General features: G+C 68.7%; 27 protein-coding genes and 1 pseudogene. 9 read left to right on the top strand and 19 right to left on the bottom strand.

Annotated features, from left to right (window positions below; genetic code table 11):
- Genes hypE through hypF form a run of 4 tightly spaced genes read right to left on the bottom strand, consistent with a single transcriptional unit; the run spans position 1 to position 4,709 of the window.
- Positions 1–1,068, bottom strand: a complete 1,068-nt coding sequence (hypE, locus tag ACXYX3_RS09825; protein ID WP_458611560.1) for a hydrogenase expression/formation protein HypE — start codon at positions 1,066–1,068, stop codon at positions 1–3.
- The gene (hypD, locus tag ACXYX3_RS09820; RefSeq protein WP_458611559.1) at positions 1,061–2,155 is read right to left on the bottom strand and encodes a hydrogenase formation protein HypD; all 1,095 of its coding nucleotides are present in this window, start codon (positions 2,153–2,155) and stop codon (positions 1,061–1,063) included. The genes hypE and hypD overlap by 8 nt, the downstream gene beginning before the upstream one ends.
- Entirely contained in the window at positions 2,152–2,427 is a 276-nt protein-coding gene (locus ACXYX3_RS09815) for a HypC/HybG/HupF family hydrogenase formation chaperone (protein WP_241207144.1), read from the bottom strand. The genes hypD and ACXYX3_RS09815 overlap by 4 nt, the downstream gene beginning before the upstream one ends.
- Complete coding sequence (gene hypF / locus ACXYX3_RS09810) at positions 2,400–4,709, bottom strand: carbamoyltransferase HypF (RefSeq protein WP_458611558.1); 2,310 nt, start codon at positions 4,707–4,709, stop codon at positions 2,400–2,402. The genes ACXYX3_RS09815 and hypF overlap by 28 nt, the downstream gene beginning before the upstream one ends.
- Before the next feature lie 121 nt (positions 4,710–4,830).
- On the opposite strand from hypF, the gene ACXYX3_RS09805 reads away from it, so the two are divergent.
- The gene (locus ACXYX3_RS09805) at positions 4,831–5,196 is read left to right on the top strand and encodes a hydrogenase maturation nickel metallochaperone HypA (protein ID WP_241207142.1); all 366 of its coding nucleotides are present in this window, start codon (positions 4,831–4,833) and stop codon (positions 5,194–5,196) included.
- Positions 5,189–5,941: a hydrogenase nickel incorporation protein HypB gene (gene hypB / locus ACXYX3_RS09800; RefSeq protein WP_241207141.1), complete on the top strand. Its 753-nt coding sequence runs from the start codon at positions 5,189–5,191 to the stop codon at positions 5,939–5,941. Before ACXYX3_RS09805 ends, hypB begins: the two co-directional genes overlap by 8 nt.
- A gap of 5 nt (positions 5,942–5,946) precedes the next feature.
- On the opposite strand, the gene aldR is transcribed toward hypB, so the two are convergent.
- Positions 5,947–6,459 (bottom strand): HTH-type transcriptional regulator AldR, encoded by a 513-nt coding sequence (gene aldR / locus ACXYX3_RS09795; RefSeq protein ID WP_458611557.1) that lies wholly within the window; start codon positions 6,457–6,459, stop codon positions 5,947–5,949.
- A gap of 94 nt (positions 6,460–6,553) precedes the next feature.
- On the opposite strand from aldR, the gene ald reads away from it, so the two are divergent.
- Positions 6,554–7,669: an alanine dehydrogenase gene (ald, locus tag ACXYX3_RS09790; protein ID WP_241207139.1), complete on the top strand. Its 1,116-nt coding sequence runs from the start codon at positions 6,554–6,556 to the stop codon at positions 7,667–7,669.
- 7 nt (positions 7,670–7,676) lie between these two features.
- On the opposite strand, the pseudogene ACXYX3_RS09785 reads toward ald, so the two are convergent.
- Positions 7,677–8,045: pseudogene (locus ACXYX3_RS09785) on the bottom strand (YchJ family protein).
- Between the two features lie 45 nt (positions 8,046–8,090).
- On the opposite strand from ACXYX3_RS09785, the gene ACXYX3_RS09780 reads away from it, so the two are divergent.
- Positions 8,091–8,648: a DUF4334 domain-containing protein gene (locus ACXYX3_RS09780; protein WP_458611556.1), complete on the top strand. Its 558-nt coding sequence runs from the start codon at positions 8,091–8,093 to the stop codon at positions 8,646–8,648.
- Here ACXYX3_RS09780 and bla read toward each other — a convergent pair.
- From bla to ACXYX3_RS09750, 6 genes are all read right to left on the bottom strand, one after another.
- Positions 8,631–9,530: a class A beta-lactamase gene (gene bla, locus ACXYX3_RS09775; protein ID WP_458611555.1), complete on the bottom strand. Its 900-nt coding sequence runs from the start codon at positions 9,528–9,530 to the stop codon at positions 8,631–8,633. The two genes, ACXYX3_RS09780 and bla, sit on opposite strands and share 18 nt — an antisense overlap.
- Positions 9,527–10,882: a M16 family metallopeptidase gene (locus tag ACXYX3_RS09770; RefSeq protein WP_458611554.1), complete on the bottom strand. Its 1,356-nt coding sequence runs from the start codon at positions 10,880–10,882 to the stop codon at positions 9,527–9,529. The genes bla and ACXYX3_RS09770 overlap by 4 nt, the downstream gene beginning before the upstream one ends.
- Positions 10,860–13,121 carry a polyribonucleotide nucleotidyltransferase gene (locus ACXYX3_RS09765; protein WP_241207134.1) on the bottom strand — a complete coding sequence of 754 codons (2,262 nt, stop codon included), beginning with the start codon at positions 13,119–13,121 and terminating at the stop codon, positions 10,860–10,862. Before ACXYX3_RS09765 ends, ACXYX3_RS09770 begins: the two co-directional genes overlap by 23 nt.
- A 280-nt stretch (positions 13,122–13,401) precedes the next feature.
- On the bottom strand, positions 13,402–14,217 hold the full coding sequence (locus ACXYX3_RS09760; RefSeq protein ID WP_241207133.1) for a class I SAM-dependent methyltransferase: 816 nt from the start codon (positions 14,215–14,217) through the stop codon (positions 13,402–13,404).
- A gap of 18 nt (positions 14,218–14,235) precedes the next feature.
- A complete protein-coding gene (rpsO, locus tag ACXYX3_RS09755) occupies positions 14,236–14,505 on the bottom strand; it encodes a 30S ribosomal protein S15 (protein ID WP_060999682.1) in 270 nt (89 codons plus the stop codon).
- A 175-nt stretch (positions 14,506–14,680) separates the two neighbouring features.
- Positions 14,681–15,655: a bifunctional riboflavin kinase/FAD synthetase gene (locus ACXYX3_RS09750; RefSeq protein WP_241207132.1), complete on the bottom strand. Its 975-nt coding sequence runs from the start codon at positions 15,653–15,655 to the stop codon at positions 14,681–14,683.
- 93 nt (positions 15,656–15,748) lie between these two features.
- Here ACXYX3_RS09750 and mntR point away from each other — a divergent pair, with 93 nt between their 5' ends.
- Positions 15,749–16,462: a manganese-binding transcriptional regulator MntR gene (mntR, locus tag ACXYX3_RS09745; protein ID WP_458611553.1), complete on the top strand. Its 714-nt coding sequence runs from the start codon at positions 15,749–15,751 to the stop codon at positions 16,460–16,462.
- Positions 16,463–16,475: 13 nt separating this feature from the next.
- Positions 16,476–16,907 (top strand): type II toxin-antitoxin system Rv0910 family toxin, encoded by a 432-nt coding sequence (locus tag ACXYX3_RS09740; protein WP_458611552.1) that lies wholly within the window; start codon positions 16,476–16,478, stop codon positions 16,905–16,907.
- A gap of 28 nt (positions 16,908–16,935) precedes the next feature.
- Here ACXYX3_RS09740 and ACXYX3_RS09735 read toward each other — a convergent pair whose 3' ends face one another.
- From ACXYX3_RS09735 to ACXYX3_RS09720, 4 genes are read right to left on the bottom strand one after another with little or no spacing between them, the layout of a single operon-like run.
- Positions 16,936–17,127, bottom strand: coding sequence for a hypothetical protein (locus tag ACXYX3_RS09735; RefSeq protein ID WP_458611551.1), 192 nt, complete (start codon positions 17,125–17,127; stop codon positions 16,936–16,938).
- 11 nt (positions 17,128–17,138) lie between these two features.
- The gene (truB, locus tag ACXYX3_RS09730; RefSeq protein ID WP_458611550.1) at positions 17,139–18,020 is read right to left on the bottom strand and encodes a tRNA pseudouridine(55) synthase TruB; all 882 of its coding nucleotides are present in this window, start codon (positions 18,018–18,020) and stop codon (positions 17,139–17,141) included.
- Entirely contained in the window at positions 18,017–18,694 is a 678-nt protein-coding gene (gene pptT, locus ACXYX3_RS09725) for a 4'-phosphopantetheinyl transferase PptT (RefSeq protein WP_458611549.1), read from the bottom strand. Before pptT ends, truB begins: the two co-directional genes overlap by 4 nt.
- Positions 18,691–19,638: a metallophosphoesterase family protein gene (locus ACXYX3_RS09720; protein ID WP_241207126.1), complete on the bottom strand. Its 948-nt coding sequence runs from the start codon at positions 19,636–19,638 to the stop codon at positions 18,691–18,693. Before ACXYX3_RS09720 ends, pptT begins: the two co-directional genes overlap by 4 nt.
- A 138-nt stretch (positions 19,639–19,776) precedes the next feature.
- On the opposite strand from ACXYX3_RS09720, the gene ACXYX3_RS09715 reads away from it, so the two are divergent.
- Positions 19,777–20,349 carry a DUF3558 domain-containing protein gene (locus ACXYX3_RS09715; RefSeq protein WP_241207219.1) on the top strand — a complete coding sequence of 191 codons (573 nt, stop codon included), beginning with the start codon at positions 19,777–19,779 and terminating at the stop codon, positions 20,347–20,349.
- Positions 20,350–20,370: 21 nt separating this feature from the next.
- On the top strand, positions 20,371–22,008 hold the full coding sequence (locus ACXYX3_RS09710) for a CocE/NonD family hydrolase (RefSeq protein WP_458611548.1): 1,638 nt from the start codon (positions 20,371–20,373) through the stop codon (positions 22,006–22,008).
- Here ACXYX3_RS09710 and ACXYX3_RS09705 read toward each other — a convergent pair.
- Together ACXYX3_RS09705 and ACXYX3_RS09700 are read right to left on the bottom strand one after the other, a co-directional pair.
- Complete coding sequence (locus ACXYX3_RS09705) at positions 21,997–22,557, bottom strand: DUF1802 family protein (protein ID WP_458611547.1); 561 nt, start codon at positions 22,555–22,557, stop codon at positions 21,997–21,999. The genes ACXYX3_RS09710 and ACXYX3_RS09705 overlap by 12 nt on opposite strands.
- Positions 22,554–22,820 (bottom strand): DUF2277 domain-containing protein, encoded by a 267-nt coding sequence (locus tag ACXYX3_RS09700; RefSeq protein ID WP_241207123.1) that lies wholly within the window; start codon positions 22,818–22,820, stop codon positions 22,554–22,556. Before ACXYX3_RS09700 ends, ACXYX3_RS09705 begins: the two co-directional genes overlap by 4 nt.
- A gap of 45 nt (positions 22,821–22,865) precedes the next feature.
- Between ACXYX3_RS09700 and ACXYX3_RS09695 the strand changes: the two genes are divergently transcribed.
- Positions 22,866–23,627: an enoyl-CoA hydratase gene (locus tag ACXYX3_RS09695; RefSeq protein WP_458611546.1), complete on the top strand. Its 762-nt coding sequence runs from the start codon at positions 22,866–22,868 to the stop codon at positions 23,625–23,627.
- A gap of 150 nt (positions 23,628–23,777) precedes the next feature.
- Here the strand turns inward: ACXYX3_RS09695 and ACXYX3_RS09690 are convergent, their stop codons facing one another.
- Positions 23,778–25,100 (bottom strand): MATE family efflux transporter, encoded by a 1,323-nt coding sequence (locus ACXYX3_RS09690; protein ID WP_458611545.1) that lies wholly within the window; start codon positions 25,098–25,100, stop codon positions 23,778–23,780.
- Between the last annotated feature and the right edge of the window lie 4 nt (positions 25,101–25,104).

Below are 25,104 nucleotides of genomic sequence, written 5' to 3'. Positions count from 1 at the left end.
TCAGCAGATTCGCGGGAGCTGTTCTCCGAGTTCACGTTCCACGACCCGCGTGGTGCCGAACGGTGTCCGCGTGATCGCCATACCGGGATGTTGGGCGACCACCCGCCCGATCACCGCCGCTTCGGCTCCCTCGGGTCGGGCGCGCATCGCGGCGAGCACGGCCTCGGCCTCCTCGGCGGCGACGAACGCCACCATCTTGCCCTCATTGGCGACCTGCAGCGGGTCCAGGCCCAGAAACGAGCAGGCCGACGCGACGGCTTCGGGGACGGGAATCGCTGCCTCGTCGAGCTCGACGCCGACGGACGCGGCACGCGCGATCTCGACCACCGAGGCGACCAGTCCGCCCCGGGTCGGGTCGCGCAGCGCGTGCACCCCGGCACCGCCCGCGGCCAACATCGAGTCCACCAGCCGGTGCAGCGGGGTGCTGTCGGTACGGACCTCGGTGCCGAAGTCGATGCCCTCGCGCACGCTCATGATCGCCACGCCGTGCTCGCCGAGGGCACCGGAGACGATCACCACATCGCCGGGCCTCACGCGTTCCGGTCCGACGTCCACCCCGGGTGGCACGACGCCGACACCTGCGGTGTTGACGAAAAGCTGGTCGGCGCTGCCCTTTCCGACGACCTTGGTGTCGCCGGTGACGATCGGCACGCCGGCCGCCGCGGCGGCGGCACCCATCGCGGTGGCCACCGCGCCGAGCACGTCGAGCTCCAAACCCTCCTCCAGGATGAAGCCCGCCGTGAGGCCGATCGGCCGGGCACCGCTGCACGCCAAGTCGTTGATGGTGCCGTTGACCGCGAGGTCCCCGATGTTGCCGCCGGGAAAGAACAGCGGTTGCACCACATAGGAATCGGTGGTCATCGCGATGCGGCCGGCGCCGGTGCGCAGCACCGCCGAGTCCCGCGACGGTCCGGACCGTCCCCCGAATGCGGGCAGGAACAGATTCTCGATGAGTTCCTCGGACAGCACTCCGCCCCCACCGTGGCCGAGTACCACCCGCGCCGTTTCCCGCAGCGGCAGCGGGCACACCCAGTCCGAGGGGTCGACGGACGGCGGCGCCTCAGACATTGGCCAGGCGCCGGAACTGGTAGTACGCCGCACACGCGCCTTCGCTGGAGACCATCGTGGCCCCCAGCGGGGTACGCGGCGTGCACGTGCGGCCGAACTCCGGGCACTCGTGCGGTTTGAGCAGGCCCTGCAGCACCTCACCGGCATGGCATTCGGCGGACTCGGCGACCTGCAGATGACCGACGCCGAAACGGCGCTCAGCGTCGAACTCGGCGTAGCGCGGCGACAGCGTCCAGCCGGACTGCGGGATCATCCCGATACCGCGCCACTGCCGGTCGGTGACGGCGAAGACCTCGGCGAGTGTCTGGCGGGCCGCCGGATTTCCCTGCGGGCAGACGGCCCTGGGGTAGGCGTTGCGGAGCTCCGGTGTGCCGTCCTCGAGGAGGTCGACCACCTGGCGCACACCCTCGAGCAGATCGAGCGGTTCGAACCCGGTCACCACGATCGGGACACCGAACCGGTCGACGAGCGGCTGGTATTCCGAGGTGCCCATCACCGAGCAGACGTGCCCGGCGGCCAGGAACCCCTGGACGCGGTTGGTGGGCGAGGACAGGATCGCCGTCATCGCGGGTGGCACCAACACATGGGAGATCAGCACCGAGAAGTTCGTCAGGCCCAGACGCTGTGCGTGCAGCACCGCCATCGCGTTGGCCGGCGCGGTGGTCTCGAAGCCGACACCGAAGAACACCACCTGCTTGTCGGGGTTGTCGGCGGCGACGCGCGTGGCGTCCAGCGGCGAGTACACGACGCGGACGTCCCCACCGCGGGCCCGCACCGAGAACAGATCCCGGGTGCTACCCGGCACCCGGAGCATGTCGCCGAACGAGCAGAAGATGACGTCGTCGCGCGAGGCGATCTCCAGCGCGCGGTCGATCATCTCCAGCGGTGTGACGCAGACCGGGCAGCCCGGCCCGTGAATGAATTCGACCGCGCCGTCGAGCAACTGGTCCAGCCCGTTGCGGATGATCGAATGAGTCTGTCCACCACAGACTTCCATCACCGTCCAGGTTCTCGTAGCCCGGCGGCGGATCGCGTCGACCAGTGCTCGTGCGGCGGTCGGGTCGCGGAACTCGTCGAGGTACTTCACGCCGTGCCCCTTCGCCCCGCCGGTTGCTCGCCTGCCAGCTCCTCGTCCAGCACACCCAGTTCGGCGAACATGCGCAACGTCTGCTGTGCCGATGCCTCGTCGAGTCGGGTGATCGCGAAACCGGCGTGGACGATGGTGTACTCACCGATCGTCATGTCCGGCAGATACGCGAGGCAGACCGTCTTGGTGGTCCCGCCGAAGTCGACCGTGGACATCCGCGTCCCCGCTTCGTCCCAGATCGCGGTCACCCTGCCGGGGATACCGAGGCACATGGCTCACTCCTCTCTCGATGGGTCGAGCGGCGCAGGGCCGCGATCGCGGCCTGCCCCAGTGCCAGACCACCGTCGTTGCACGGCACCACCCGGTGGGTGAGCACCTCCAGTCCGCGAGCGCGCAGGCCCGCCGAGATTCCCTCGAGCAGTAGCCGATTGGCGAACACACCACCGGTCAGACCCACCGTCGGGATTCCGGCGTCGGCTGCGGCAGCGACGGCCGCCCGCACCGTCGCGTCGATCACCGCGTCGTGGAACGACCGCGCCAGGTCCTCGCGCGCCGCGCCGGCGCGCAGGCCGTCGACGACCGCCGTGACGACCGGTGCGGGATCGAGCAGACCGCCGGCGACGTCGAAGCGCATCACACGGCGGTCGCGCCCGCCGCGTGCGAGATGCTCGAGTTCCACCGCGGCCTGACCCTCGTAGGTCACCTGCTGGCAGACCCCCAGCAGGCTGGCGACCGCGTCGAAGAGCCGTCCCATGCTGGTGGTGGGCACACACGCCACCCCGCGCGCGAACTGCTGGGTGAGTACATGAAGCCCCTGGGGCCCCAGCGCCGCGACCGGAGGAAGGTCGTCGGTCGGGTCGATGCCTGCGCGCCGCAGCAGGTCCAGTGCGATGCGCGCCGGTTGCCGGACGGCCGCCTCGCCGCCCGGCAACCAGAACGGTGCCAGGTGTGCGACCCGGGTGAACCCAGCGGTCCCGGTGAGAGCGAGCAGTTCGCCGCCCCAGATGGTGCCGTCGGTGCCGAAACCCGTTCCGTCGTAAACGATCGCGATCATCGGCTGGTCGAGCCTCCGGTGCTCGGCCAACAGCGAGACCGCATGGGCGTGGTGGTGCTGCACGGCCTCCAGCCGATCGGCGTGCCGCCGTGCCCACCCCGTCGTCGCGTACCGCGGGTGCATGTCGTGTGCCACGACGGTGGGCACCGTGGCAGTCAAGAACATCAGATGATCGACCGCCGCGGTGAAGCAGTCCTGGGTGCGCGGGTCGGCCATGTCCCCCAGGTGTGAGGACAGGTGCACGCGACCGCGCTCATCGGTGAGCGCGAAGGTGGTCTTGAGATCACCGCCGGTCGCCAGGATCGCCCCCGCAGGCACGTCCAGCGCGACGGGCAGCGGCGCGTAGCCACGCGACCGCCGCAACGGAATCTCGTGCCCGTCGTCGGCGATCCCCACCACCGAGTCTTCACACGGCACGTGGATCGGGCGGTCATGGCCGAGCACGGCGTCGGCCAGACCGTCGATCCAGTCGAGGTTCTCGTCACGATGGACGATCGGGGAACCGCCCTGATTGGCCGACGTCATCACCAGCGCAGGAACGTCCAACCCGGCGAGCAGGAGATGGTGAACCGGCGTGTAGGCCAGCATCACTCCGAGATCGCCCAGGCCGGGCGCCACGTCCGCGCTGACGCGGCCTCGGCGTGCCGGCAGCAGCACGATCGGCGCGGCCGGTGAGGTGAGGGCCCGCTCGGCGGCAGCGTCGACCACACAGATCCGCCGCGCAGCATCCACATCGGCGACCATCACCGCGAACGGCTTGGCGGGCCGGTTCTTTCGCCGGCGCAACAGCGCGACGGCGGCGTCGTCGTCGGCGCGGCAGGCGAGGTGGTAGCCGCCGACTCCCTTGATCGCGACCACCATGCCGGCTCGCAGCGCCGCAGCCGCGGATTCGAGAGCAGATCGCCCGAGAACGGGTCCGTCCCACGTCAACTGCGGCCCACAGTCATGACAGGAGATGGTCTGGGCGTGATAGCGCCGGTCGGCCGGATCGGCATACTCCACGGCGCAGCGAGCGCACAGGGGAAAGCCGGCCATCGTGGTGGCCGGCCGGTCATAGGGAAGGTCGGTGATCACCGTGTAGCGGGGCCCGCAATTGGTGCAGGTGATGAACGGATGGCCGTGGCGCCGATCGGCGGGATCGAACAGCTCACGGCGACAGTCCGGACAGGTCGCGATGTCGGGAGGAACCAACGTGCGATGTCCCCCATCGCCTCGGCGTGCGCTGTCCAGGATGCGGAACGCTCCGTCGTCGCGGAGCGGTCTTGCTGTGACGACGAAGGTCTCGATGCGGGCGAGCGGCGGCGGAGCCGTCCGCAGCGCGTCGACGGCCGCGTCGACCTGCGGGCTCGGACCCTCGAATTCGCACTGCACCGAACCGGCATCGTTGAGCACGAACCCGGTCAACCGATGCGCCGCCGCGACGCGGGCCACCGTCGGGCGGAATCCGACGCCCTGAACCACGCCGGTGATGCTCACCCGGACACGCGTGCATGCGCTCATGGCGCGGACTCCTCGAACCGTCAGACGCCCCAGGCTAACTCCGCACGGCATGACCAACTATCGAAATCCGGCACAGACTTCTGCGCATTTCCGACCCCCGGTCGGGATTACGCTGAGCGGTGTGCACGAGTTGTCGCTGTGCCACGCCATCGCCGGCGTGGTGCGCACCCACGCCGAGGGCCGGCCGGTCGAGGTGGTGCGAGTGCGCGTCGGGGCCCTGCGGCAGGTGGTCGCCGATTCGCTGATGTTCTGCTGGTCGATCGTGGCCGAACACGACGGGTTGGCCGGAGCGGCGCTGGAACTCGAGCAGGTGCCGGCGGCCGTGAGTTGCCGTGCGTGTGGACGGGAATCGGAGATCAGCTCGCGGTGGTCGGTGTGCTGCCCGGCCTGCCACAGCGCCGAGGTGAGCGTGATCCGCGGCGAGGAGTTCCTGGTGACGTCGATCGATGTCGCCACCGAAACAGCGGCGGGGCAGCGCCGTGGGTAGGTTCCACCGCCACGATGACGGCACCGTGCACAGTCACGATCACGATCACGATCACGGCGATCACAGCGGCTACCAGACCGCGGGTCAGCGTATCGATGTGCTCGAGGCGATATTCTCCGAGAACGATCTTCGCGCTGCGCAGAATCGGGAGATCTTCGCAAGCAACGCAATTCGCGCGCTGAACATGATGAGCTCACCGGGCTCCGGCAAGACCGCGGTGCTGAGCGCGACGCTCGACGAACTGGCCGGTGAGCTGTCGGTGGGCATCGTCGAAGGCGACATCGCCACCGATCTCGACGCTGCGCGCCTGGCCGGGCGCGGCGCGCAGATCTCACTGCTCAACACCGACAACGGTTTCGGCGGCGAATGCCATCTCGACGCCCCGATGGTGAATCGGGCGCTGGCCGGACTGGACCTGGATGCGCTGGACCTGGTGATCATCGAGAACGTCGGAAACCTGGTCTGCCCGGCGGAGTTCGACGTGGGCGAGCACGCCAAGGCGATGGTCTATTCGCTGACCGAGGGCGAGGACAAGCCGCTGAAGTATCCGGTGATGTTCCGGGCCGTGGATGTGGTGCTGCTCAACAAGATCGACCTCGCCCCCTACCTGGATGCCGACGTGGCGACCTACACCGAGCGGATCCGTCAGGTCAACCCGACCGCCGAGGTGCTGCCGGTCAGCGCGAAGACCGGCGAGGGCATGGCGCAGTGGTTCTCGTGGGTACGCCGCTTCGCAGGCGCCTGATCCCGCTACAGCGGCGAGGCGCCGCGCAGGTGCTCGAAGATCAGCGACGTCTGCGTGCCGGCCACATCCGCGTCGGCGTTGAGGTTCTCCACCACGAACTTTCGCAGGTCGTCGGTGTCGCGGGCGGCGACGTGCAGGAGGAAGTCGTCGGCGCCGGCGAGGAAGTAGACATCCATCACCTGAGGCTTGCGCCGGATCTGGCCGATGAAGTTGCGGATCTTGCCGCGAGCGTTGGCTTGCAGGCTGACCGAGATCATCGCCTGCAGCGTGAGCCCGATCGCGGCAGGATCGACATCGGCGTAGAAGCCCCGGATGACACCGAGTTCGGTGAGCCGACGCACCCGTCCGTGACACGTGGACGGCGCGATGCCGACGAGATCGGCCAGCGCGCTGTTGGGCAGCCGTGCGTCGGCGTGCAGGGCGGTGAGGATTCGGCGGTCGACGTCGTCGATCACGGCCCGAACATTCTTCGAGGAGGCCTGTACTGATGCCGACGTCGTCGCCGATTCTTCCGCCATGACCGTAGCGTAGCGAATTTTCGTCATAAATATTGTGTCTGTATCGAGGCTTCTTCACACTTGAGGGAACTTCCCCCCGATTTCAGGAGCGAAAATGCGCGTCGGTGTGCCGACCGAGATCAAGAACAACGAGTACCGGGTCGCGATCACGCCGGCAGGAGTGGCCGAGCTGACCCAGCGTGGCCACGAGGTCATGGTCCAGTCCGGCGCCGGCGACGGCTCGGCGATCACCGACGGCGACTTCAAGGCCGCCGGCGCGCAGATCGTCGCCGATGCGGACACGGTCTGGGGTGAAGCGGAACTGCTCCTGAAGGTCAAAGAACCCATCGAGCCGGAGTACGCCAAGATGCGGGCCGGGCAGACGCTCTTCACCTACCTGCACCTGGCCGCCTCCAAGCCGTGCACCGACGCCCTCCTCGCGTCCAAGACCACCTCCATCGCCTACGAGACCGTGCAGACCGCCGACGGCGCTCTGCCCCTGCTGGCCCCGATGAGCGAGGTTGCCGGCCGGCTCTCGGCGCAGGTCGGCGCGTACCACCTGATGCGCACGCAAGGTGGGCGCGGCGTTCTGATGGGCGGCGTTCCCGGCGTGGCTCCGGCCAAGGTCGTCGTGATCGGCGGCGGCATGGCCGGTGACAACGCCGCAGCCGTGGCCTGGGGCATGGGCGCTCACGTGACGGTGTTCGACCTGAACATCAACATCCTGCGCAAGATCGATGCGGAGTACGGCGGCGCGATCGAGACCCGCTACTCCTCGAGCCTCGACCTCGAGGCCGCGGTCACCGAGGCCGATCTGGTGATCGGCGCCGTGCTGATCCCCGGCGCGAAGGCGCCCAAGCTCGTCACGAATTCGACTGTGGCAGCGATGAAGTCGGGTGCGGTACTGGTGGACATCGCCATCGACCAGGGCGGCTGCTTCGAGGATTCGCGGCCCACCACACATGACGATCCCACGTTCGCGGTGCATGACACCGTGTTCTACTGCGTGGCCAACATGCCCGGTGCGGTGCCGCGCACCTCGACCTACGCGCTCACCAACGCGACCATGCCGTATGTGCTCAAGCTGGCCGGCAAGGGTTGGCGCGAGGCGTGCCGCTCCGATGCCGCTCTGGCCAAGGGACTCTCGACGCACGACGGGGCGCTGCTCTCCGAGCAGGTCGCCACCGATCTGGGTCTGCCGTTCACCGATCCGGCCGGCCTGCTGGCCTGACGCTCCGTCACGACACCTCCCCGTCGATGTAGAACCAGCGACGGGCTCTCACAGCGAACCGGGACCGCTCATGCAGCGTCCCGGTTCGTTGGCCTTCCCGGTAGGTCGCTCGGAACTCGACGGTGTCGGTGTCGGTATCGGTACCGGTGTCCAGGATCTGGAGTCCGGTCCACTGCACGGCCGGATCGATCGTCACCCGCTCCGGCCGCGTCCGCGGATGCTAGGTACGCCAGAGGTACTCGGCATCCCCGACGGCGAACGCCGTGTAGCGCGAGCGCATCAACTCCTCCGCCGTCTGCGCCTGCCGCTCACCCTTGAGCAACGGCAGGCAGCACTGCTGCGCGGCCACGCCGCGCCCGCACGGGCACTCGGACATGCCCACAGTCTGCCCTACTTGACGGGTGTCAAGTAGAATGCCGGCATGTCTGTTCTGTCCGACGTCCTCCCCGGCGCCCCGACGACCACGTCCGACGCGCTCGCGCTGTTCGACTCACTGCCTGCCGTCGAGACCGAATTCATGCTCGGCACCTGGCACGGCGCCGAGGTCCCGACCGGCCACCCCCTCGACGGCATGCTCGAGGCCAGCGGCTGGTGGGGCAAGCAGTACACCGACAGCGAAACGGTGCACCCACTGCTGTTCCCCACCCGCGACGGCGCCGGGTTGTGGCCGCTGAACCCGCTGCCCGCATTCGCCGGGCTCGGCATCGCCATTAAGATCCCGGCGCTCAAGCAGCGCAACCTCTCCGGTGTCATCGCCGCGTTGCGACCGGTGCTCGCCGCGCGGGGACCGAAGGCGCGGCTGCGCACCACGCGCTACCGAGGAGTGGACACCGCGACGATGATCTACGACCAGTTGCCCATCAACGACGTGTTCCGGCGGCTCGGCGAGGAGAGCGTGCTGGGCGCCATGGATCTGCGCGGCATCCGCAGGCCGTACTTCTTCGTGCTGCACCGCGACAATTCACGCCGGCTGGGATAGCTCCGGCGCCACTGCCGCGGCGATCTCCCCGACGAGCGGCCGCAGGCTCTCGGCGTCGGGATCGTCGGTGGCGGAACGGGTCATGATCGACAGCAGCCACCGCTGCCCCTGCGTCCCATAGGCGACGCCCACGTCATTGGTGGTGCCGTATCCCCCGCTACCGGTCTTGTCCGCGGTCGCCCACCCGTCCGGCAGGCCCGCCCGCATGCTCGACGTCTGGTTGGCCCGCATCCAGTCCTCGAGCATCTGACGGTGCGCCGCGTCGAGAACGTCACCGATCAGTACGGCCCGGAAGCCGACGCCCAGTGCGCGAGGCGTGCTGGTGTCGCGTGGATCGCCGGGTATCGCGGTGTTCAGCTCGGTCTCCCAGCGATCCAGCCGCGTGCGCTCGTCGCCGACGCTGCGAGCGAACGCGGTGATCGCCGGCGGCCCGCCCAAGGTGCGCAACAGCAGATTGCCTGCGGCGTTGTCGCTCTGCTGCAGCGCCGCCTGACACAGTTCCGCCAGTGTCATCGTCGAGCCCACGCGCGGCTCGGTCACCGGCGAATGCTCGCGAATATCGCCGCGTTGCACCGCGATCGCATCGGTCAGCTGCAGCCGACCCTGCTGTGCGCGCTGCAGCACCGCCGCTGATGCATACGCCTTGAACGTGGAACACATCGCGAACGTGTCGTCGGCACCGAGCTCCACGGTGCGATCCGAGCCGAGATCGGCGGCATACACGCCGATCCGGGCGTTGTGTCGGCGACCGAGCGCGGCAATCCGGTCCCCGACCGGCGGCAGCGGCTCGGCGGGGTCAGCCGACACGGTCGGCCGCGAGCAGCCGAGGAGACCGGCCAGCGACAGCCCGCCGATCAGGAGTCCGCGCCGCGAGACGCTCATCTCGGAATCGTCTGCAGTGGCCGCGGCAGCGACCGACGGCCCCGTACCGGACCCAGTACGGCCGCCCCGAAGGGACGGGTGAGTAGTTGTCGGGCAACGGAATTGACGTCGTCCAGGGTGACCTCGTCGATGCGGGCCAACGTCTCGGCGATGGTGCGATGTTGCCCGTAGTTCAGCTCGCTGCGTCCCAGCCGGTTCATGCGCGAACCCGAGTCCTCCAGTCCCAGCACCAGTCCGCCGCGCAGGGAACCCTTGGCGATGCGACACTCGTCGGCGGTGATGCCGTCGCGTGCGACCTCGTCGAGTACGTCGGTGGTCACCCGCACGACTTCGTCGAATCGCTCGGGCAGGCACCCCGCATAGATCGACAGCGCGCCGGTGTCGGCGAACGTGTCCACCGTCGAGTACACCGAGTACGCGAGCCCCCGGGTCTCCCGAATCTGTTGAAAGAGACGGGAACTGAGCCCACCGCCGAGTGCGGTGTTGAGCACCGACAACGCCCAGCGGTGATCCCAGTGCCGGCCCGGCGTGCGCACCCCCAGCGACAGGTGGGTCTGTTCGGCGTCTCGCTTGATCACCTGCAGTGTCGGCCGGCCGCCGACGCGTCCCGCGCCTTTACGAGGTTGCACCGGCGAGCGGCCACGCACCAGCCGGCCGCCGAAATGCTCACGCACCAGCGCGACCACCTCGCGGTGATCGATGTTCCCGGCCACCGCCACCACCATGCGGTCGGGCGTGTAACGGCGGAGGTGGAAGGAGTGCAGCTGCGCACGAGTCATCGTCGAGATCGACTCGACGCTGCCGATCACAGGCCGGCCCACCGGATGATCGCCGAACATCGCCGACAAGAAGACGTCGCCGAGGGTGTCCTCGGGATCGTCGTCGCGCATCGCGATCTCTTCCAGCACGACGTCGCGTTCGACTTCCACGTCGTCGGCGAAGCACTGCCCCCGCAGCACCACGTCCGCGACCAGGTCGACAGCCAGCGCGAGATCGGTGTCGAGCACGTGTGCGTAGTAGCACGTGTGCTCGCGCGAGGTGAACGCGTTCAGCTCCCCCCCGACGGCGTCGACGGCCTGCGCGATCTGTACGGCGGTGCGGGTCGGGGTCGCCTTGAACAGCAGGTGCTCGAGGAAGTGCGCGGCACCGGCCACGCTGCGGCCCTCGTCACGCGATCCGACGTTGACCCAGACACCGACCGACGCCGAGTGCACGTGCGGGATGTGCTCGGTGACCACACGCAGGCCACCGGGCAGATCCGTCCGACGGATCGCCGTCGACTTGTCGACCGCGTCGCCGCTGCCGTGCCCCCGGCGCAGTGCCGGCGTGCTAGCTGCTGGCGGTCGCGGCATCGGCGGGTGCGGCCTCCGGCGCTTCCGTACCGGCAGCTTCGGTGGTCTCCTCAGCGACGAGAACCAGCGAGATCTTGCCGCGGTTGTCGATGTCGGCGATCTCCACGCGCAGCTTGTCGCCGACCTTGACGACATCCTCGACCTTGTTGATCCGCTTGCCGCGGCCGAGCTTGCTGATGTGCACCAGCCCGTCACGGCCCGGCAGCAGCGACACGAACGCACCGAAATCGGTTGTCTTGACCACGGTTCCGAGGAACCGCTCGCCGATCTTGGGCAACTGCGGGTTGGCAATGGCATTGATCTTGTCGATCGCCGCCTGCGCCGCCTCGCCGTTGGACGCGCCCACGAACACCGTGCCGTCGTCCTCGATGGAGATCGATGCGCCGGTCTCCTCGGTGATCGAGTTGATCATCTTGCCCTTGGGTCCGATGACCTCACCGATCTTGTCGACCGGCACCTTGATCGTGGTGATCCGCGGGGCGTACGGGCTCATCTCGTCGGGGGCGTCGATGGCCTCGGCCATCACCTCGAGAATCGTGATCCGGGCGTCCTTGGCCTGGGCCAGGGCACCGGCCAGCACCTGCGACGGGATGCCGTCGAGCTTGGTGTCGAGCTGCAGAGCGGTGACGAAGTCCTTGGTGCCTGCGCACTTGAAGTCCATGTCGCCGAACGCGTCTTCGGCGCCGAGGATGTCGGTCAGCGTGACGAAGCGGCGTTCGGTCTTGCCGTCCACTTCGACGTCGTCGGAGACGAGGCCCATCGCGATACCCGCGACCGGCGCCTTCAGCGGCACACCGGCGTTGAGCAGCGACAGGGTCGAGGCACACACCGAGCCCATCGAGGTGGACCCGTTGGAGCCCAACGCTTCCGACACCTGGCGGATCGCGTAGGGGAACTCCTCGACGCTCGGCAGCACCGGCACCAGGGCACGCTCGGCGAGCGCACCGTGGCCGATCTCGCGGCGCTTGGGCGAGCCGACGCGGCCGGTCTCACCGGTCGAGAACGGCGGGAAGTTGTAGTGGTGCATGTAGCGCTTGGAGGTCTCGGGCCCCAGCGAGTCGATCTGCTGGGCCATCTTGACCATGTCCAGCGTGGTGACACCCATGATCTGGGTTTCGCCGCGCTCGAACAGCGCGCTGCCGTGGGCGCGCGGGATGACCGCGACCTCGGCCGAGAGCGCACGGATGTCGGTGACACCGCGGCCGTCGATGCGGAAGTGATCGGTCAGGATGCGCTGGCGCACAAGCTTTTTGGTGAGCGAGCGGAACGCGGCGCCGATCTCCTTCTCGCGGCCGGCGTACTGCTCGGCCAGCCGCTGCAGCACCTCGACCTTGATCTCGTCGGTGCGGTCGTTGCGCTCGTTCTTCCCGGCGATGGTCAGCGCCTCGGAGAGGGCGTCGGTGGCAACCGAGGCGACCGAGTAGTACACGTCGTCGCCGTAGTCGGGGAACAGCGGGTACTCGGCGGTCTCCTTGCCGGCCGAGCCGGCCAGCTCGGCCTGCGCGTCGCACAGCACCGCGATGAACGGCTTGGCCGCCTCGAGGCCCTCGGCCACGACGGTCTCGGTCGGTGCACCTGCACCGCCGGCGACCAGCTCGATGACGTTCTCGGTCGCTTCGGCCTCGACCATCATGATCGCGACGTCATCCTCGACCTTGCGCCCCGCGACCACCATGTCGAACACGGCGCGCTCGAGTTGCTCGACGGTCGGGAACGCCACCCACTGGCCGTCGATCAGCGCGACGCGCACGCCGCCGACCGGGCCGGAGAACGGCAGACCGGAGATCTGCGTCGATGCCGACGCGGCGTTGATCGCCAACACGTCGTACAGGTCCTTGGGATCCAGGCTCAGCACCGTGACCACGACCTGGATCTCGTTGCGCAGTCCGCTGACGAACGACGGGCGCAGCGGCCGGTCGATCAGACGGCAGGTCAGGATCGCGTCGGTCGACGGACGACCCTCACGGCGGAAGAACGAGCCGGGGATGCGACCCGCGGCATACATCCGCTCCTCGACGTCGATGGTGAGCGGGAAGAAGTCGAAGTGCTCCTTGGGCGCCTTGCTGGCGGTGGTGGCACTGAGCAGCATGGTCTCGTCGTCGAGGTAGGCGACGACGGCGCCGGCGGCCTGCTGGGCCAGCCGACCGGTCTCGAACCGGATGGTGCGGGTGCCGAAGCTCCCGTTGTCGATGGTGGCGGTGGATTCGAACACACCGTCTTCGATTTCAACTACAGACATGGACGTCCGTACGGCCTCTCTGGGTCAATTCGCTGTTTTGCGTCGTCACAGCGCGTCAACCACCGCTTTCGATGCGGCTACGGCCATCGATCGAAGCTGCCGGCTTTCGTATCCGGCAGCCACTACCGAAGACCGCGCGATCGAGCGGGTCGGCGATGCGACGTGCGGGAACGGCACTCGCGGGTCTGCGATGACCGCACCCAGGTGTCCGACTCGATGAAACCAGGGCCGAACCAGGCCATCGTACTCTGCGGCCGCTGTCGGAAGAAAAACGACGCGATCAGGCGCGCCTGCCCCAGCCACCCACGATGGTCGGCATGGTCCAGACCGCGCCCCGGTCCTCGATCGCTGCGGCCAGGCGTTCCTCCAGCGTCGTGACGTCCAATTCGTCCGCGGTCACGACGCCGGAGGCGATGATCGCGTCTTCGAGGGCTCGCACGACGCCGACGACATGACCGGCCGCCTGACGGGCCTGCGGCGGGAAGTACACCTGCAGGCCCAGCGTGCCGACATCGGCGTAACCGGCCTGGTCGAACAGGATCGGGAACCGCATGCCGACGCTCGGATCGGCCTGGGCGTGGCCGAAACCTGCGTGTATCCAGCCTCCGACGCGGGTGAACAGGTCGACCTCGGGCAGCGCGCGGGCGCCGGTCATGTCGTAGTCGACGGCGACGAACACCCCGCCGGGACGCAGATTGCGCCGGTGGTGGGCCAGCACGTCGGCGGCATCGGGCAGGTGCATCAGCAGCAGCCGGCAGACCACCGCGTCGAACGGTTCGTCGCCGGCGAAGGTGCGGGCGTCGCCCTGAGCGAAGGTGACGTTGTGCAGGCCGAGCTGGTCGCGACGCCGCTCGGCGACCGCGAGCTGGGCCGGATCCTGTTCGAGGCCCACGACGGAACCCTCGCTGCCGACGATGCCGGCGACGAGGAACGACACGTCACCGGGACCGCTGCCGAGATCGAGAACGCGCATGCCTGCGCGCAGGCCGCCGCGCCGGAACAGCACCTCGGTCGGCTCGGCGATGATCGCGGCCTGCCCCTGCAGGCGTTCGATCTCGGCGTCGTCGCTTCCCAGGACGTAATCGGGTGTCGCCACCCGTGTGACGTTAGCGCGTCAGCGACGCAGGCCGAGGCGCTCGATCAACGAGCGGTAGCGCGCGACGTCGACCTGGGCCACGTACTTGAGCAGCCGGCGACGACGGCCGACGAGCAGCAGCAGGCCGCGGCGCGAGTGGTGGTCGTGCTTGTGCTGCTTGAGATGCTCGGTGAGATCGGAGATCCGCTTGGTCAGCAGAGCGACCTGGGCTTCCGGCGACCCCGTGTCGGTGTCGTGCAGGCCGTACTGGCCCAGGATTTCCTTCTTCTGTTCGGCAGTGAGCGCCACGAAACAACTCCATCGATTCGGTCCGCGAGTGAGAATCTAGGGCGCGGCCACCGCGAACTGCAGCGCGCGCCAGGTCGGCGAGGAGTCTAGCAGCGCCCGCGACGCAGTCGCCAATTCGCGCAGGGACGCAGTCGCCAATTCGCGAGGGACGCAGTCGCCAACTCGCGCGATCCGCTCAGCGCGCGGACAGGATCGTGCGGGCGCGGTCGGTGTCGGCGTTCATCGCGGTGATCAGCTCGTCGACTGAATCGAACCTCTCCTGACCCCGCAGCCGCGCGACGAAGTCGACGGCGACGTGCTGCCCGTACAGATCGGCACTGGTGTCGAGCACGAACGCCTCGACCGTGCGGGTGCGCCCGGAGAACGTCGGGTTGGTGCCCACCGACACCGCGGCCTGGTAGCGCTCACCCGGCGTCACGGTGCCGACGACCGGCCCGTGCCCCAGCACGGTGAACCAGGCGGCGTAGACGCCGTCGGCGGGAATGGCCGAATACATGGGTGGGGCGACGTTGGCGGTCGGGAAGCCCAGTCCCCGGCCCCGGCCGTCGCCGCGCACCACCACGCCTTCCACGCGATGCGGGCGGCCCAGCGCCTCTGCTGCGGCCACCATGTCGCCGGCGTCCACGCAGGACCGGATGTAGGTCGAGGAGAAGGTGACGGTCTCGTCGCGGTGATGTTCGGCGACCAGGCTCAGCGAATCCACCGCGAACCCGAACCGCTCACCGGCCTTGCGGAGCAGCTCCACGTTGCCGGCGGCCTTCTTGCCGAACGTGAAGTTCTCCCCCACCACGACCTCGACAACGTGAAGACGCTCGACCAGCAATTCGTGGATGTAGCGCTCAGGCGTGAGCTTCATGAAGTCGGCGGTGAACGGCACGACGAGGAACACGTCGATGCCCATCTCCTCGACGAGCTCGGCACGTCGGGTCAGCGTCGTCAACTGAGCGGGATGGCTGCCCGGGAACACGACCTCCATCGGATGCGGATCGAATGTCATCAGCACCGTGGGCACCCCACGGGCACGGCCGGCCTTGACCGCGCCGTTGATCAACTCCTGGTGACCCCGGTGAACACCGTCGAACACCCCGATGGTGACGACGCACCGGCCCCAATCGGTGGGGATGTCGTCTTGACCCCGCCAGCGTTGCACGCCGCAAGCCTACGGTGTGCCGGCGACGCAGGCTCGAACAGTGGCGAAGCGACGTCACCGGATCAGGTGATGTTTGCCTAAACTCTTGGACTTATGAGTCCTGACGCCAAGCCGCCGGAGTTGACGACGGTGGCCCAGGACTATCTGAAGGTCATCTGGACGGCCCAGGAGTGGTCCCACGAGAAGGTCAGCACCAAGCTGCTCGCGGAGCGGATCGGTGTGTCGGCGAGTACCGCGTCGGAGTCGATCCGCAAACTCGCCGACCAGGGTCTGGTCGACCACGAGAAGTACGGCGCGGTGACGCTCACCGACGCGGGACGCCTGGCCGCGCTGGCCATGGTCCGCCGGCACCGGCTGATGGAGACGTTCCTGGTGCGCGAGCTCGGCTACGGCTGGGATGAAGTGCACGACGAGGCCGAGGTACTCGAGCACGCCGTCTCCGACCGGATGCTGGACCGCATCGACGCCAAGCTCGGATACCCCACGCGAGACCCGCACGGGGACCCGATTCCCGCCGCCGACGGCCGCGTACCGACCCCACCGGCCCGCCAGCTGTCGGCGTGCCAGAACGGTGAGGCGGGCACGATCGCCCGGATCTCCGACGCCGATCCGGAGATGCTGCGTTACTTCGACTCCGTCGGCATCAACCTGGATTCGCAGATCCGCGTGGTGGCACGCCGGGATTTCGCCGGAATGATCTCGGTCGCCGTGCACAATCCGCACGACGGCGACGGACCGGATGAGATGACCGTCGATTTGGGGAGCCCAGCCGCGGACGCGATCTGGGTGACTGCAGTCACTGCATAGGAGCGCACAACAGATGGCCAAACTCGAACTGTCCCGGTCGTTGCCGATGTCGGCCGAGAGGGCGTGGCACCACGTGTCCGACCTGTCGTCGCTCGGCGACTGGATGGTGATGCATCAGGGCTGGCGCTCGGATCTGCCGGACGAGCTCGCGGTCGGCACGACGATCGTGGGGGTCGCCGGCGCCAAGGGGATGCGCAACCGGGTGACGTGGACGATCCGCGAATTCGATCCGCCGAAAAAGCTGGCGATCAGCGGCGAGGGCGTCGGCGGCACGCGCTACAAGCTGGCGATGAGCGTCGCCGACACCACGGACGGCTGCACGTTCACGATGCGGATGGATCTCGGCGGCGCTCCGCTGTTCGGTCCGATCGGCGCTGCGGCCGCGCGTGCGGTCAAGGGCGACATCGACGCCTCGGTGAAGAAGTTCGAGAAGCTCTACGCCTGAGAAGTTCAGGTCCTGAGGTGATTTCGCATCATCGGCTCGACAGCTCCTCCACCAGCGCAACCAGTTCGGAGAACTCGTACGACCGGCGGTCGTGGTGGCGCCAGATGTCGTAGGCCCGGTCGAGTGCTGCACGCGGTTCGGCGCCGTGCACGCACTGCAGCGCCGTCATCGCCAGCAGCAGCGCGCTCGTCTCCGGCGAGTACAGGATGTCGTCCTTCACGGGAAGCAGTTCTACAGCGTGGCCGGCCGGATCACGACGACCGATGCGGTTTTCTGCCCGGCGTCGCGCAGCAGAGCCATGACCCGGCCGTCCGGCGCCGTCGCCGCATAGATGCCGTCGATCCCGGCGGCTGCCAGCGGGCGGCCGTGGCCGGTGTCGATCGCCTCCTCCTCGGTGAGATCGCGGCGCGGGAACGCCTGTAGGCATGCCTCGTCGAGGGTGTAACTCAGCGAGGGCGTCTCGGCGAGCTGCTCGAGCGTGCGCGCGTGGTCGAGACCGAACCGCCCCACCCGGGTGCGCCGCAGTGCAGTGAGATGACCGCCCACCCCGAGCGCGGTCCCGACGTCACGCGCCAGCGCCCGGATGTACGTGCCGCTGGAGCAGTCCGCGACCACGTCCACGTCGACGAAGTCGCCCTGCCGCCGGACGTCGCGCACATCGAAGCGGTCGATGAGGACCGGGCGGGCCGCCAACTCCACCGTCTCGCCCTCGCGCACCATCTGATACGCCCGCTTGCCGGCCACCTTGATCGCGCTGACCGCCGACGGGATCTGCTCGATGGCGCCCCGCAGCGGCGCGATCGCCGCCTCGATCTGCTCGTCGGTCACCTCGGCCGCCGAAACCGATTGCAGCAGTTCGCCTTCGGCGTCTTCGGTGGTGGTCGCCTGGCCCAGTCGGATCGTCGCGTCGTAGGACTTGTCGGCCGCAGTCAGCAGGCCGAGGATCTTGGTGGCCCGGTCGACACCGACGACGAGCACGCCGGTCGCCATCGGATCGAGCGTCCCCGCATGGCCCACCTTGCGGGTGCCGAACAACCGGCGACACCGGCCGACCACGTCATGGCTCGTCATCCCGGCCGGCTTGTCGACGATGACCAGGCCCGGCGCACTCACAGCACGATCGCGGTCAGCGTGATGCCGCTCTGCACCGCCCAGCGACCGGTGAGCGAGGTCAGCGGCGGACCGTTCAGCGCCTCGGGATCGATCAGGATCTCCGATGTGAACGTGCCGGCCTCGCCCGATCCGTCGACGTCGAACGTGATGTGGGCGTCCTCGAAACCCAGCCAGCGCCGGGTCAGCGGGAACCAGGCCTTGTACGTTGCCTCCTTGGCGCAGAACAACACTCGGTCCCAATGCACACCAGAGGGCAGAGCGCCCAGTTCCGAACGCTCGGCCGGGATGCTGATCGCGTCGAAGACACCGTCGGGTAGCACGCCGTTGGGTTCGGCGTCGATACCCACCGAACGGACCTGCTCGCTGCGGCCGACGGCGGCGCCGCGAAATCCCTCACAGTGGGTGAGGCTGCCGACGAAGCCGTCGGGCCAGCGCGGTTCGCCCTTCTCCCCCTTCAGGATCGGGGCGGGGTCCGCGCCGAGCTCGACGAGCGCCTGCCGAGCGCAGTAGCGCGCGCTGATGAACTCCCGGCGGCGCTTCGGCACCGACTTGGCGATCAGCGGCTCCTCCTCGGGCAGCGGAGCCAATTCCTGCGGGTCCGAATACAATTCGGCCGCCGCGAGGCCGTCGACGTCGCCGGGCAGCACCCCGGCGAGCAGCTGTGCGGCGATCATGCCCGGTCCCGGATGCGCTGCTGCATCTTCTCGGCATGATCTCGCATCTCCTGGGTGATCTGGAAATGCCCACCGAACTCGTTGAGATAACCGGGGCTGTACTGCGGATCGGGCAGGATCTGACGCAGCCAGCGGTACGGCCTGCGGCGCCGCCATTCGCGGGGGTAACCGACCGACACCTCCTCGAAGCGCACTCCGTCGTACCAGGTGGTGCGCGGGATGTGCAGGTGCCCGTACACCGAGCACACCGCGTTGTAGCGGGTGTGCCAGTCGGCGGTCGCGGTGGTGCCACACCACATCGCGAATTCGGGATAGAACAGTGCGTCGCAGGGTTCACGCACCATCGGGAAGTGGTTGACCTGCACGGTCTGGTCCATCCAGTCCAGGTCCTCGAGCCGCTTACGCGTGTAGGCGACCCGCTCTCGGCACCACGCGTCGCGCGTGGAGTACGGCTCGGCCGACAACAGGTACTCGTCGGTGGCCACGACGTTGCGGTCCTTGGCGATCGCCAGACCTTCGGCCTTCGTGCCTGCCCCCTGCGGTAGGTAGGAGTAGTCGTAGAGCAGGAACATCGGCACGATCGTCGCCGGCCCGCCCTCGTCGGTCCACACCGGGAACGGGTGCTCGGGGGTGATCACACCCATCTCGTCGCACATGCTGACGAGGTAGTCGTAGCGGGACTTGCCGAAGATCTGCATCGGATCACGCGTCGTGGTCCACAATTCGTGATTCCCCGGCACCCAGATCACCTTCGCGAACCGCTTGCGCAGCAGGTCGAGCGCCCACCGGATCTCGTCGGTGCGCTCAGCCACGTCACCTGCGACGATCAGCCAGTCATCCGGCGAGGCGGGGTGCAGGGACTCGGTGACCGGCTTGTTCCCGGTGTGCCCCGTGTGAAGATCGCTGACCGCCCACAGCGTCGGGCGGCGATCCTCGGAGTTCACAACCCGTCAGCCTACTGGTGGCCCGCGCACCCCCGCCGCCCGGCAACTAGAACAGGTTCTAAGGTCTTGCCGTGCGGCCGGTCGCCGGCCGTTACACTCCGGGCAGGGACGGGGCCGGATCAGGACATGAGGGGTGCGATGCTCGCGAAGGCGCGACTGCTGTCGGCACTGTGTGCTCTCGTCGCCGCCGTGGTGGTGGTGTGGCAGGCACAGCCGGATCCGACGGCCGGTCCGGGCGCGGTTCAGCTGCGCTCCACCGACATCCCGATGACGACGATCAAATCGCCGGTGATCGAGACGGTGAACCCCGATCCGTTCGATCCGTGCCGGGACATCCCACTCGACGTCGTCCAGCGCATCGGGCTCGCCTACACCCCGCCCGACCCGGAGGACGCTCTGCGCTGCCATTACGACGCCGGCAACTATCAGATGGCCGTCGAGGCGTTCGTCTGGCGCACCTATGAGCAGACGCTGCCGCCCGACGCGGTCGAGCTCGACATCGACGGCCACCGCGCTGCGCAGTACTGGATCATGAAGCCCACCGACTGGAACAACCGGTGGTGGATCACCTGCATGATCGCGTTCAAGACCAGCTATGGCGTGATCCAGCAGTCGCTGTTCTACTCGCCCATCTACTCCGAGCCCGATCCGGACTGCATGCAGACCAACCTGCAGCGGGCGCACGAGCTGGCTCCGTTCTACAAGTTCTGAGCACTCCGTAACCTGGCGCAGGTGAGCGTCAAGCATGCCGTGACGAGCCGGCTGTCCAGCCTGCTCCACCTTCCCCCGCCGAGCACCGAAGTCGACGTCGAGCACGGACTGCGGGTGCCGATGCGCGACGGGGTCGAACTCGTCGCCGACCACTATGTCCCGCGCACCGGCGCGCCCGCGGGCACGCTGCTGGTGCGCGGCCCGTATGGCCGGGCCTGGCCGTTCGCCGCGCTCTACGGGCGGGTGTACGCCGCGCGCGGCTACCACGTGCTGCTGCAGAGTGTGCGCGGCACCTTCGGTTCCGGCGGCGTCTTCGACCCGTTCGTCCACGAGGTCGACGACGGCGCGGACACCGTGGTCTGGCTGCGCCAACAACCGTGGTTCACCGGCACGTTCGGCACCATCGGGCTGTCCTATCTGGGGTGGACCCAGTGGGCTCTGCTCGCCGACCCGCCACCCGAACTGAAGGCCGCCGTGATCACCGTCGGCCCGCACGACGTCACCGGGCCACGCTGGGGCACCGGATCGTTCGCGCTCAACGACTTCCTGGGCTGGAGCGATCTCGTCGGCCGTCAGGAAGACGGTCATCGGCTGCGGCAGCTGGTGCGGCAGGCCCGCGCGCAGCGGCAGGTCACCGCCGCGTCGCTCGGCGTTCCGCTCGGCGAGTCCAGCAGGGCGCTGCTCGGTGACGGGGCGAGGTGGTTCGAATCCTGGCTCGACCACCCCGAGAGCACGGACCCGTTCTGGACGGGTCTGCACCTCGGCGGCGCGCTGAAGCGCAGCGACGTGCCGGTGCTGCTGTTCAGCGGCTGGCAGGACCTGTTCCTCGAGCAGACGCTCGAGCAGTACCGACAGCTGAGCTCGCGCCGCGTGACGACCGGCCTGACGGTGGGCCCGTGGACCCATTCGCACATGATGACCAGCGCGGCGCCGACCGCTCTGCGGGAATCGTTGGACTGGCTCGCCGCGCACCTCGGTGCCGATTCAGATGGCGCCCCACTGCGCCGCGAATCACCAGTGCGCATCCATGTCGGCGGCGCCGGCGACGGGGTGGGCTGGCACGACCTGCCGGACTGGCCGCCCGCGTCGACCGAGCAGGTGTTCTATCTGCATCCGGTCCACCGCCTCGCCGACCAGCCACCTGCGCCGGGCGAGGAGGCCACCTTCGTCTTCAACCCCTCCGACCCCACCCCGACGATCGGCGGGCGGCTGCTCTCCCCCGCCGCCGGCTACCGCGACGACAGCGCGCTGGCCCGTCGTGCCGACGTGCTCACGTTCACCAGCACTCCCCTGGCCGCGGACCTTCGCGTCATCGGTGAGCCGTTCGTGGAGCTCGGTCACCGATGTACGAACCCCTACAACGACGTGTTCGTGCGCATCAGCGAGGTGGACGCGCAGGGTCGTTCGCGCAATGTCAGCGACGGATACCTCGCATCGGTGCCCGACGTGGACTGCGTCCGAATCGCTCTCGACGCGATGGCTCATGTGTTCCCGGCAGGTTCACGCATCCGGGTCCTGATCGCCGGCGGATCGCATCCACGCTTCGTCCGCAACCTGGGAACCGGCGAAAGCCTCTCAACGGCAACGTCATTGGCGACAGCCAAGCACACGGTGACGCTGGACGGCCGATCCCGGCTGGTGCTGCCGTCAGCCGACTGAGCGGCGCACGCGTGCGGCGATGTCGTTCAAGGTTGCGTCGTCGTGAACCGGTGGGCCCCACTGCGGCGTGATCGGCAGATTCACCCAGCTGGTGCAGCCGCGGTAGTCGGGGGTGCGCTGCAACGTCACGGGTTCGGCCAGCGCCGCGGCGGACACGACGAGCACGGTCAGCCGATGTCTCGGCCGGAAGTCGAGACGGTCCTCGCGCACGGAGTCTGCCGTCCAGATATGTTCGGTGGCAATGGCATTCAGGTGTTCCGGGTGGACGACCTCGATCGCGGCGACCACGTGGGCACCGGCGCGCACCACGATCTCGTCCTCGGTGCTGTCCGCGGCAGCCGGCTCGAGCAGATCGCGGTGTTCGGGACGCACCCGTTCGAGGTGGCTGTGTGCGACCGTCGGAAAGAGCAGGAAGCGCTCCGCGGCGACGTCGAAGCGCTTCTCGTGAATGCCGCCTTTGCGCAGCAAGACCGTCTGCCTGCCGTCGAGCAGAGCATGCACCGCCGCGCTCCACTCCTTGAGCGCAGGACTGGTCAGGGTGGCTGTCACGTCTGCGCGAGCCGGGCCCGCACCTCGGGACGGCGAAGCGGTGGAACGGTTTTCGGCGGTTGCCGGCGCGGCTGCAACCCGGCGAGCAGACGCCGCGTGGTCGCCGTCACCTCCGCCACAGCGGACTCGAATGCCTCGGCGTTCGCGCCGGACGGCCGGGTGATGCCGCTGACCTTGCGGACGTACTGGCGCGCAGCAGCTTCGACCTCCTCATCGGTCGCCGCCGGTTCCAGACCGCGTAGTTCGGTGATGTTTCGGCACATGCCCTCCACCATAGGCGCACGCCGACGTGCCGATACGGTGAGCGAATGACCAACGCCTCCGACGTTCTGCTCATCGACACGCGCGACCGAATCCGCACGCTGACGCTCAACCGGCCGGAGGCACGCAACGCGCTGTCCGCGGAGCTGCGCAGCCGGTTCTACGCGGCGCTGCGCGAGGCGGAGAACGACGACAACGTCGACGTCGTGATCGTCACCGGCGCCGACCCGGTGTTCTGCGCGGGGCTCGACCTCAAGGAACTCGGCGACACCACCGAGCTGCCCGACATCTCTCCCAAATGGCCGCCGATGTCCAAGCCGGTGATCGGGGCGATCAACGGCGCGGCCGTCACCGGGGGTCTGGAGATCGCGCTGTACTGCGACATCCTGATCGCGTCGGAGCACGCACGCTTCGCCGACACCCATGCCCGTGTCGGGCTGCTGCCGACGTGGGGGCTGTCGGTGCGGCTGCCGCAGAAGGTGGGTGTCGGGATGGCGCGGCGGATGAGCATGACCGGGGATTACCTGTCGGCCGACGAGGCGCTGCGCACCGGCCTGGTCACTCAGGTCGTGCCGCACGATCAGCTTCTCGAGACCGCACGCCAGGTCGCGACGTCGATCGTCGGCAACAACCAGAAAGCCGTGCGCGCGTTGATGCGGTCCTACCACCTGATCGACGACACGCAGACCAGCGGGCCGCTGTGGTTGGAGGCGGCGTCGGCGCGGGAGTGGATGAAGAGCGCGTCCGGCGACGACATCGCGGCGAGCCGCGCGACGGTGATCGAGCGCGGCCGCAGCCAGGTGCGCTGACGGTCCTTCGGCGAGAGCGCGGGTCTGTACGCCGACACGCGGGTGCAGCCGGAAGTACGCGAGCGCTCGCGGCTCGACGAGCGCACGCAGATGTACGGAGCAGGCGGCGCGTCGCTGTGCAGACGCGCGCGCTCGCGGGACAACAGGAGGTCAGCCGGGGACCAGCCAGCGGCCCGACAGCGTGCGCCAGCCGACGAACACCAGCCGCAACACCATGAACGTGCTCAGCCCCGACCAGATCCCGAGCAACCCCCACCCGAACACCAGCGACAACCAGATCAGCGGCAAGAACCCCAGCAGCGCGCTGGCCACCGTCGCCGTGCGCATGAACCGGGCATCGCCCGCGCCGAGCAGTACACCGTCGAGCGCGAACACCAGCCCAGCCACCGGCAGCTGTGCAACCAAGAACCACCAAGGCACGCTGATCTCGTCGAGCACCGCGCGATCGTCAGTGAACACAGCAGGCAGCGCCGAGGCGCCGAACGCGAAGAGCGCGGCGAGCACCCCGGCCGCCAGAGCGGAGAACGCCGTCACCCGCCAGGCCACCGATTGCGCGTGCCGCAGCTTGCCCGCGCCCAGCGCGGCACCCACCAGCGACTGCGCCGCGATCGCCAACGAATCGAGCACCAGCGCAAGGAAACTCCACAGCTGCAGCACCACCTGGTGGGCTGCCACGGCCGCAGCGCCGAAGCGCGCCGCCACCGCGCCCGCCGAGATGAAGCACGCCTGGAACGCCATCGTCCTGATCACCAGGTCGCGGCCCATCACCAATTGGGCGCGGAGCACCGCCCGGCGCGGACGGATCGGCACGCGCTCGACACGCAGCGCGCGCAGGAACAGCGCCGCCGCGAGCCACTGACCGACGACGTTGGCCACCGCGGAGCCGGCGAGACCGAGAGCCGGTGCGCCGAACCACCCGTAGACGAGTGTCGGGCACAGGACCGCCGCGATCGCGAACCCGATCACGACATAGCGCAGCGGGCGGGCAGTGTCCTGCACGCCGCGCATCCAGCCGTTGCCTGCGGCCGCCACCAGGATGGCCGGGACCGCCAGAGACGCGATGCGTAACCACGGCAGCGCCGCGGCCGCGATGTCGCCGCCGGCGGCGAGCGCCGTGACCAGCGGAACCGCGAAGATCTGCACGGCGACCACGATGACCGCCCCGATCGCACCGGCCAGCCACGTCGCCTGCACACCCTCGGCGACCGCGGCCGCACGGTCACCGCGGCCGTAGGATCGCGCCGCACGCGCAGTGGTGCCGTAGGACAGGAACGTCAGCTGCGAGCTCAGCACACCCATGATCAGTGCACCGATCGCCAACCCGGCCAGGCTCAGAGCGCCGAGACGCCCGACCACGGCCAGGTCGAACAGAAGATAGAGAGGTTCAGCGGCGAGCACGCCGAGTGCCGGGAAAGCCAGAGCGGCGATCCGCCGGCTGGTGGCGGGCGCCACGGCCCCGTCGGTGTCAGACAAGAAA

This window comes from Mycobacterium sp. Panama NTM2 (assembly GCF_054355555.1).
The sequence above is the reverse complement of the archived record's forward strand: the minus strand, read 5'-3'. Positions and strand labels throughout refer to the sequence as shown.

Excerpts from the sequence above, each read along its gene's own strand:
- mntR (WP_458611553.1), top strand. The coding sequence starts at position 15,749 with ATGAGTCCTGACGCCAAGCCGCCGGAGTTGACGACGGTGGCCCAGGAC.
- ACXYX3_RS09700 (WP_241207123.1), bottom strand. The coding sequence starts at position 22,820 with ATGTGCCGAAACATCACCGAACTACGCGGTCTGGAACCGGCGGCGACC.
- ACXYX3_RS09815 (WP_241207144.1), bottom strand. The coding sequence starts at position 2,427 with ATGTGCCTCGGTATCCCCGGCAGGGTGACCGCGATCTGGGACGAAGCG.
- ACXYX3_RS09695 (WP_458611546.1), top strand. The coding sequence starts at position 22,866 with ATGACCAACGCCTCCGACGTTCTGCTCATCGACACGCGCGACCGAATC.
- pptT (WP_458611549.1), bottom strand. The coding sequence starts at position 18,694 with ATGATCGCCGCACAGCTGCTCGCCGGGGTGCTGCCCGGCGACGTCGAC.
- hypF (WP_458611558.1), bottom strand. The coding sequence starts at position 4,709 with ATGAGCGCATGCACGCGTGTCCGGGTGAGCATCACCGGCGTGGTTCAG.
- hypE (WP_458611560.1), bottom strand. The coding sequence starts at position 1,068 with ATGTCTGAGGCGCCGCCGTCCGTCGACCCCTCGGACTGGGTGTGCCCG.
- ACXYX3_RS09715 (WP_241207219.1), top strand. The coding sequence starts at position 19,777 with ATGCTCGCGAAGGCGCGACTGCTGTCGGCACTGTGTGCTCTCGTCGCC.
- ACXYX3_RS09740 (WP_458611552.1), top strand. The coding sequence starts at position 16,476 with ATGGCCAAACTCGAACTGTCCCGGTCGTTGCCGATGTCGGCCGAGAGG.
- ACXYX3_RS09765 (WP_241207134.1), bottom strand. The coding sequence starts at position 13,121 with ATGTCTGTAGTTGAAATCGAAGACGGTGTGTTCGAATCCACCGCCACC.
- ACXYX3_RS09770 (WP_458611554.1), bottom strand. The coding sequence starts at position 10,882 with ATGCCGCGACCGCCAGCAGCTAGCACGCCGGCACTGCGCCGGGGGCAC.
- ald (WP_241207139.1), top strand. The coding sequence starts at position 6,554 with ATGCGCGTCGGTGTGCCGACCGAGATCAAGAACAACGAGTACCGGGTC.
- aldR (WP_458611557.1), bottom strand. The coding sequence starts at position 6,459 with ATGGCGGAAGAATCGGCGACGACGTCGGCATCAGTACAGGCCTCCTCG.
- ACXYX3_RS09780 (WP_458611556.1), top strand. The coding sequence starts at position 8,091 with ATGTCTGTTCTGTCCGACGTCCTCCCCGGCGCCCCGACGACCACGTCC.
- bla (WP_458611555.1), bottom strand. The coding sequence starts at position 9,530 with ATGAGCGTCTCGCGGCGCGGACTCCTGATCGGCGGGCTGTCGCTGGCC.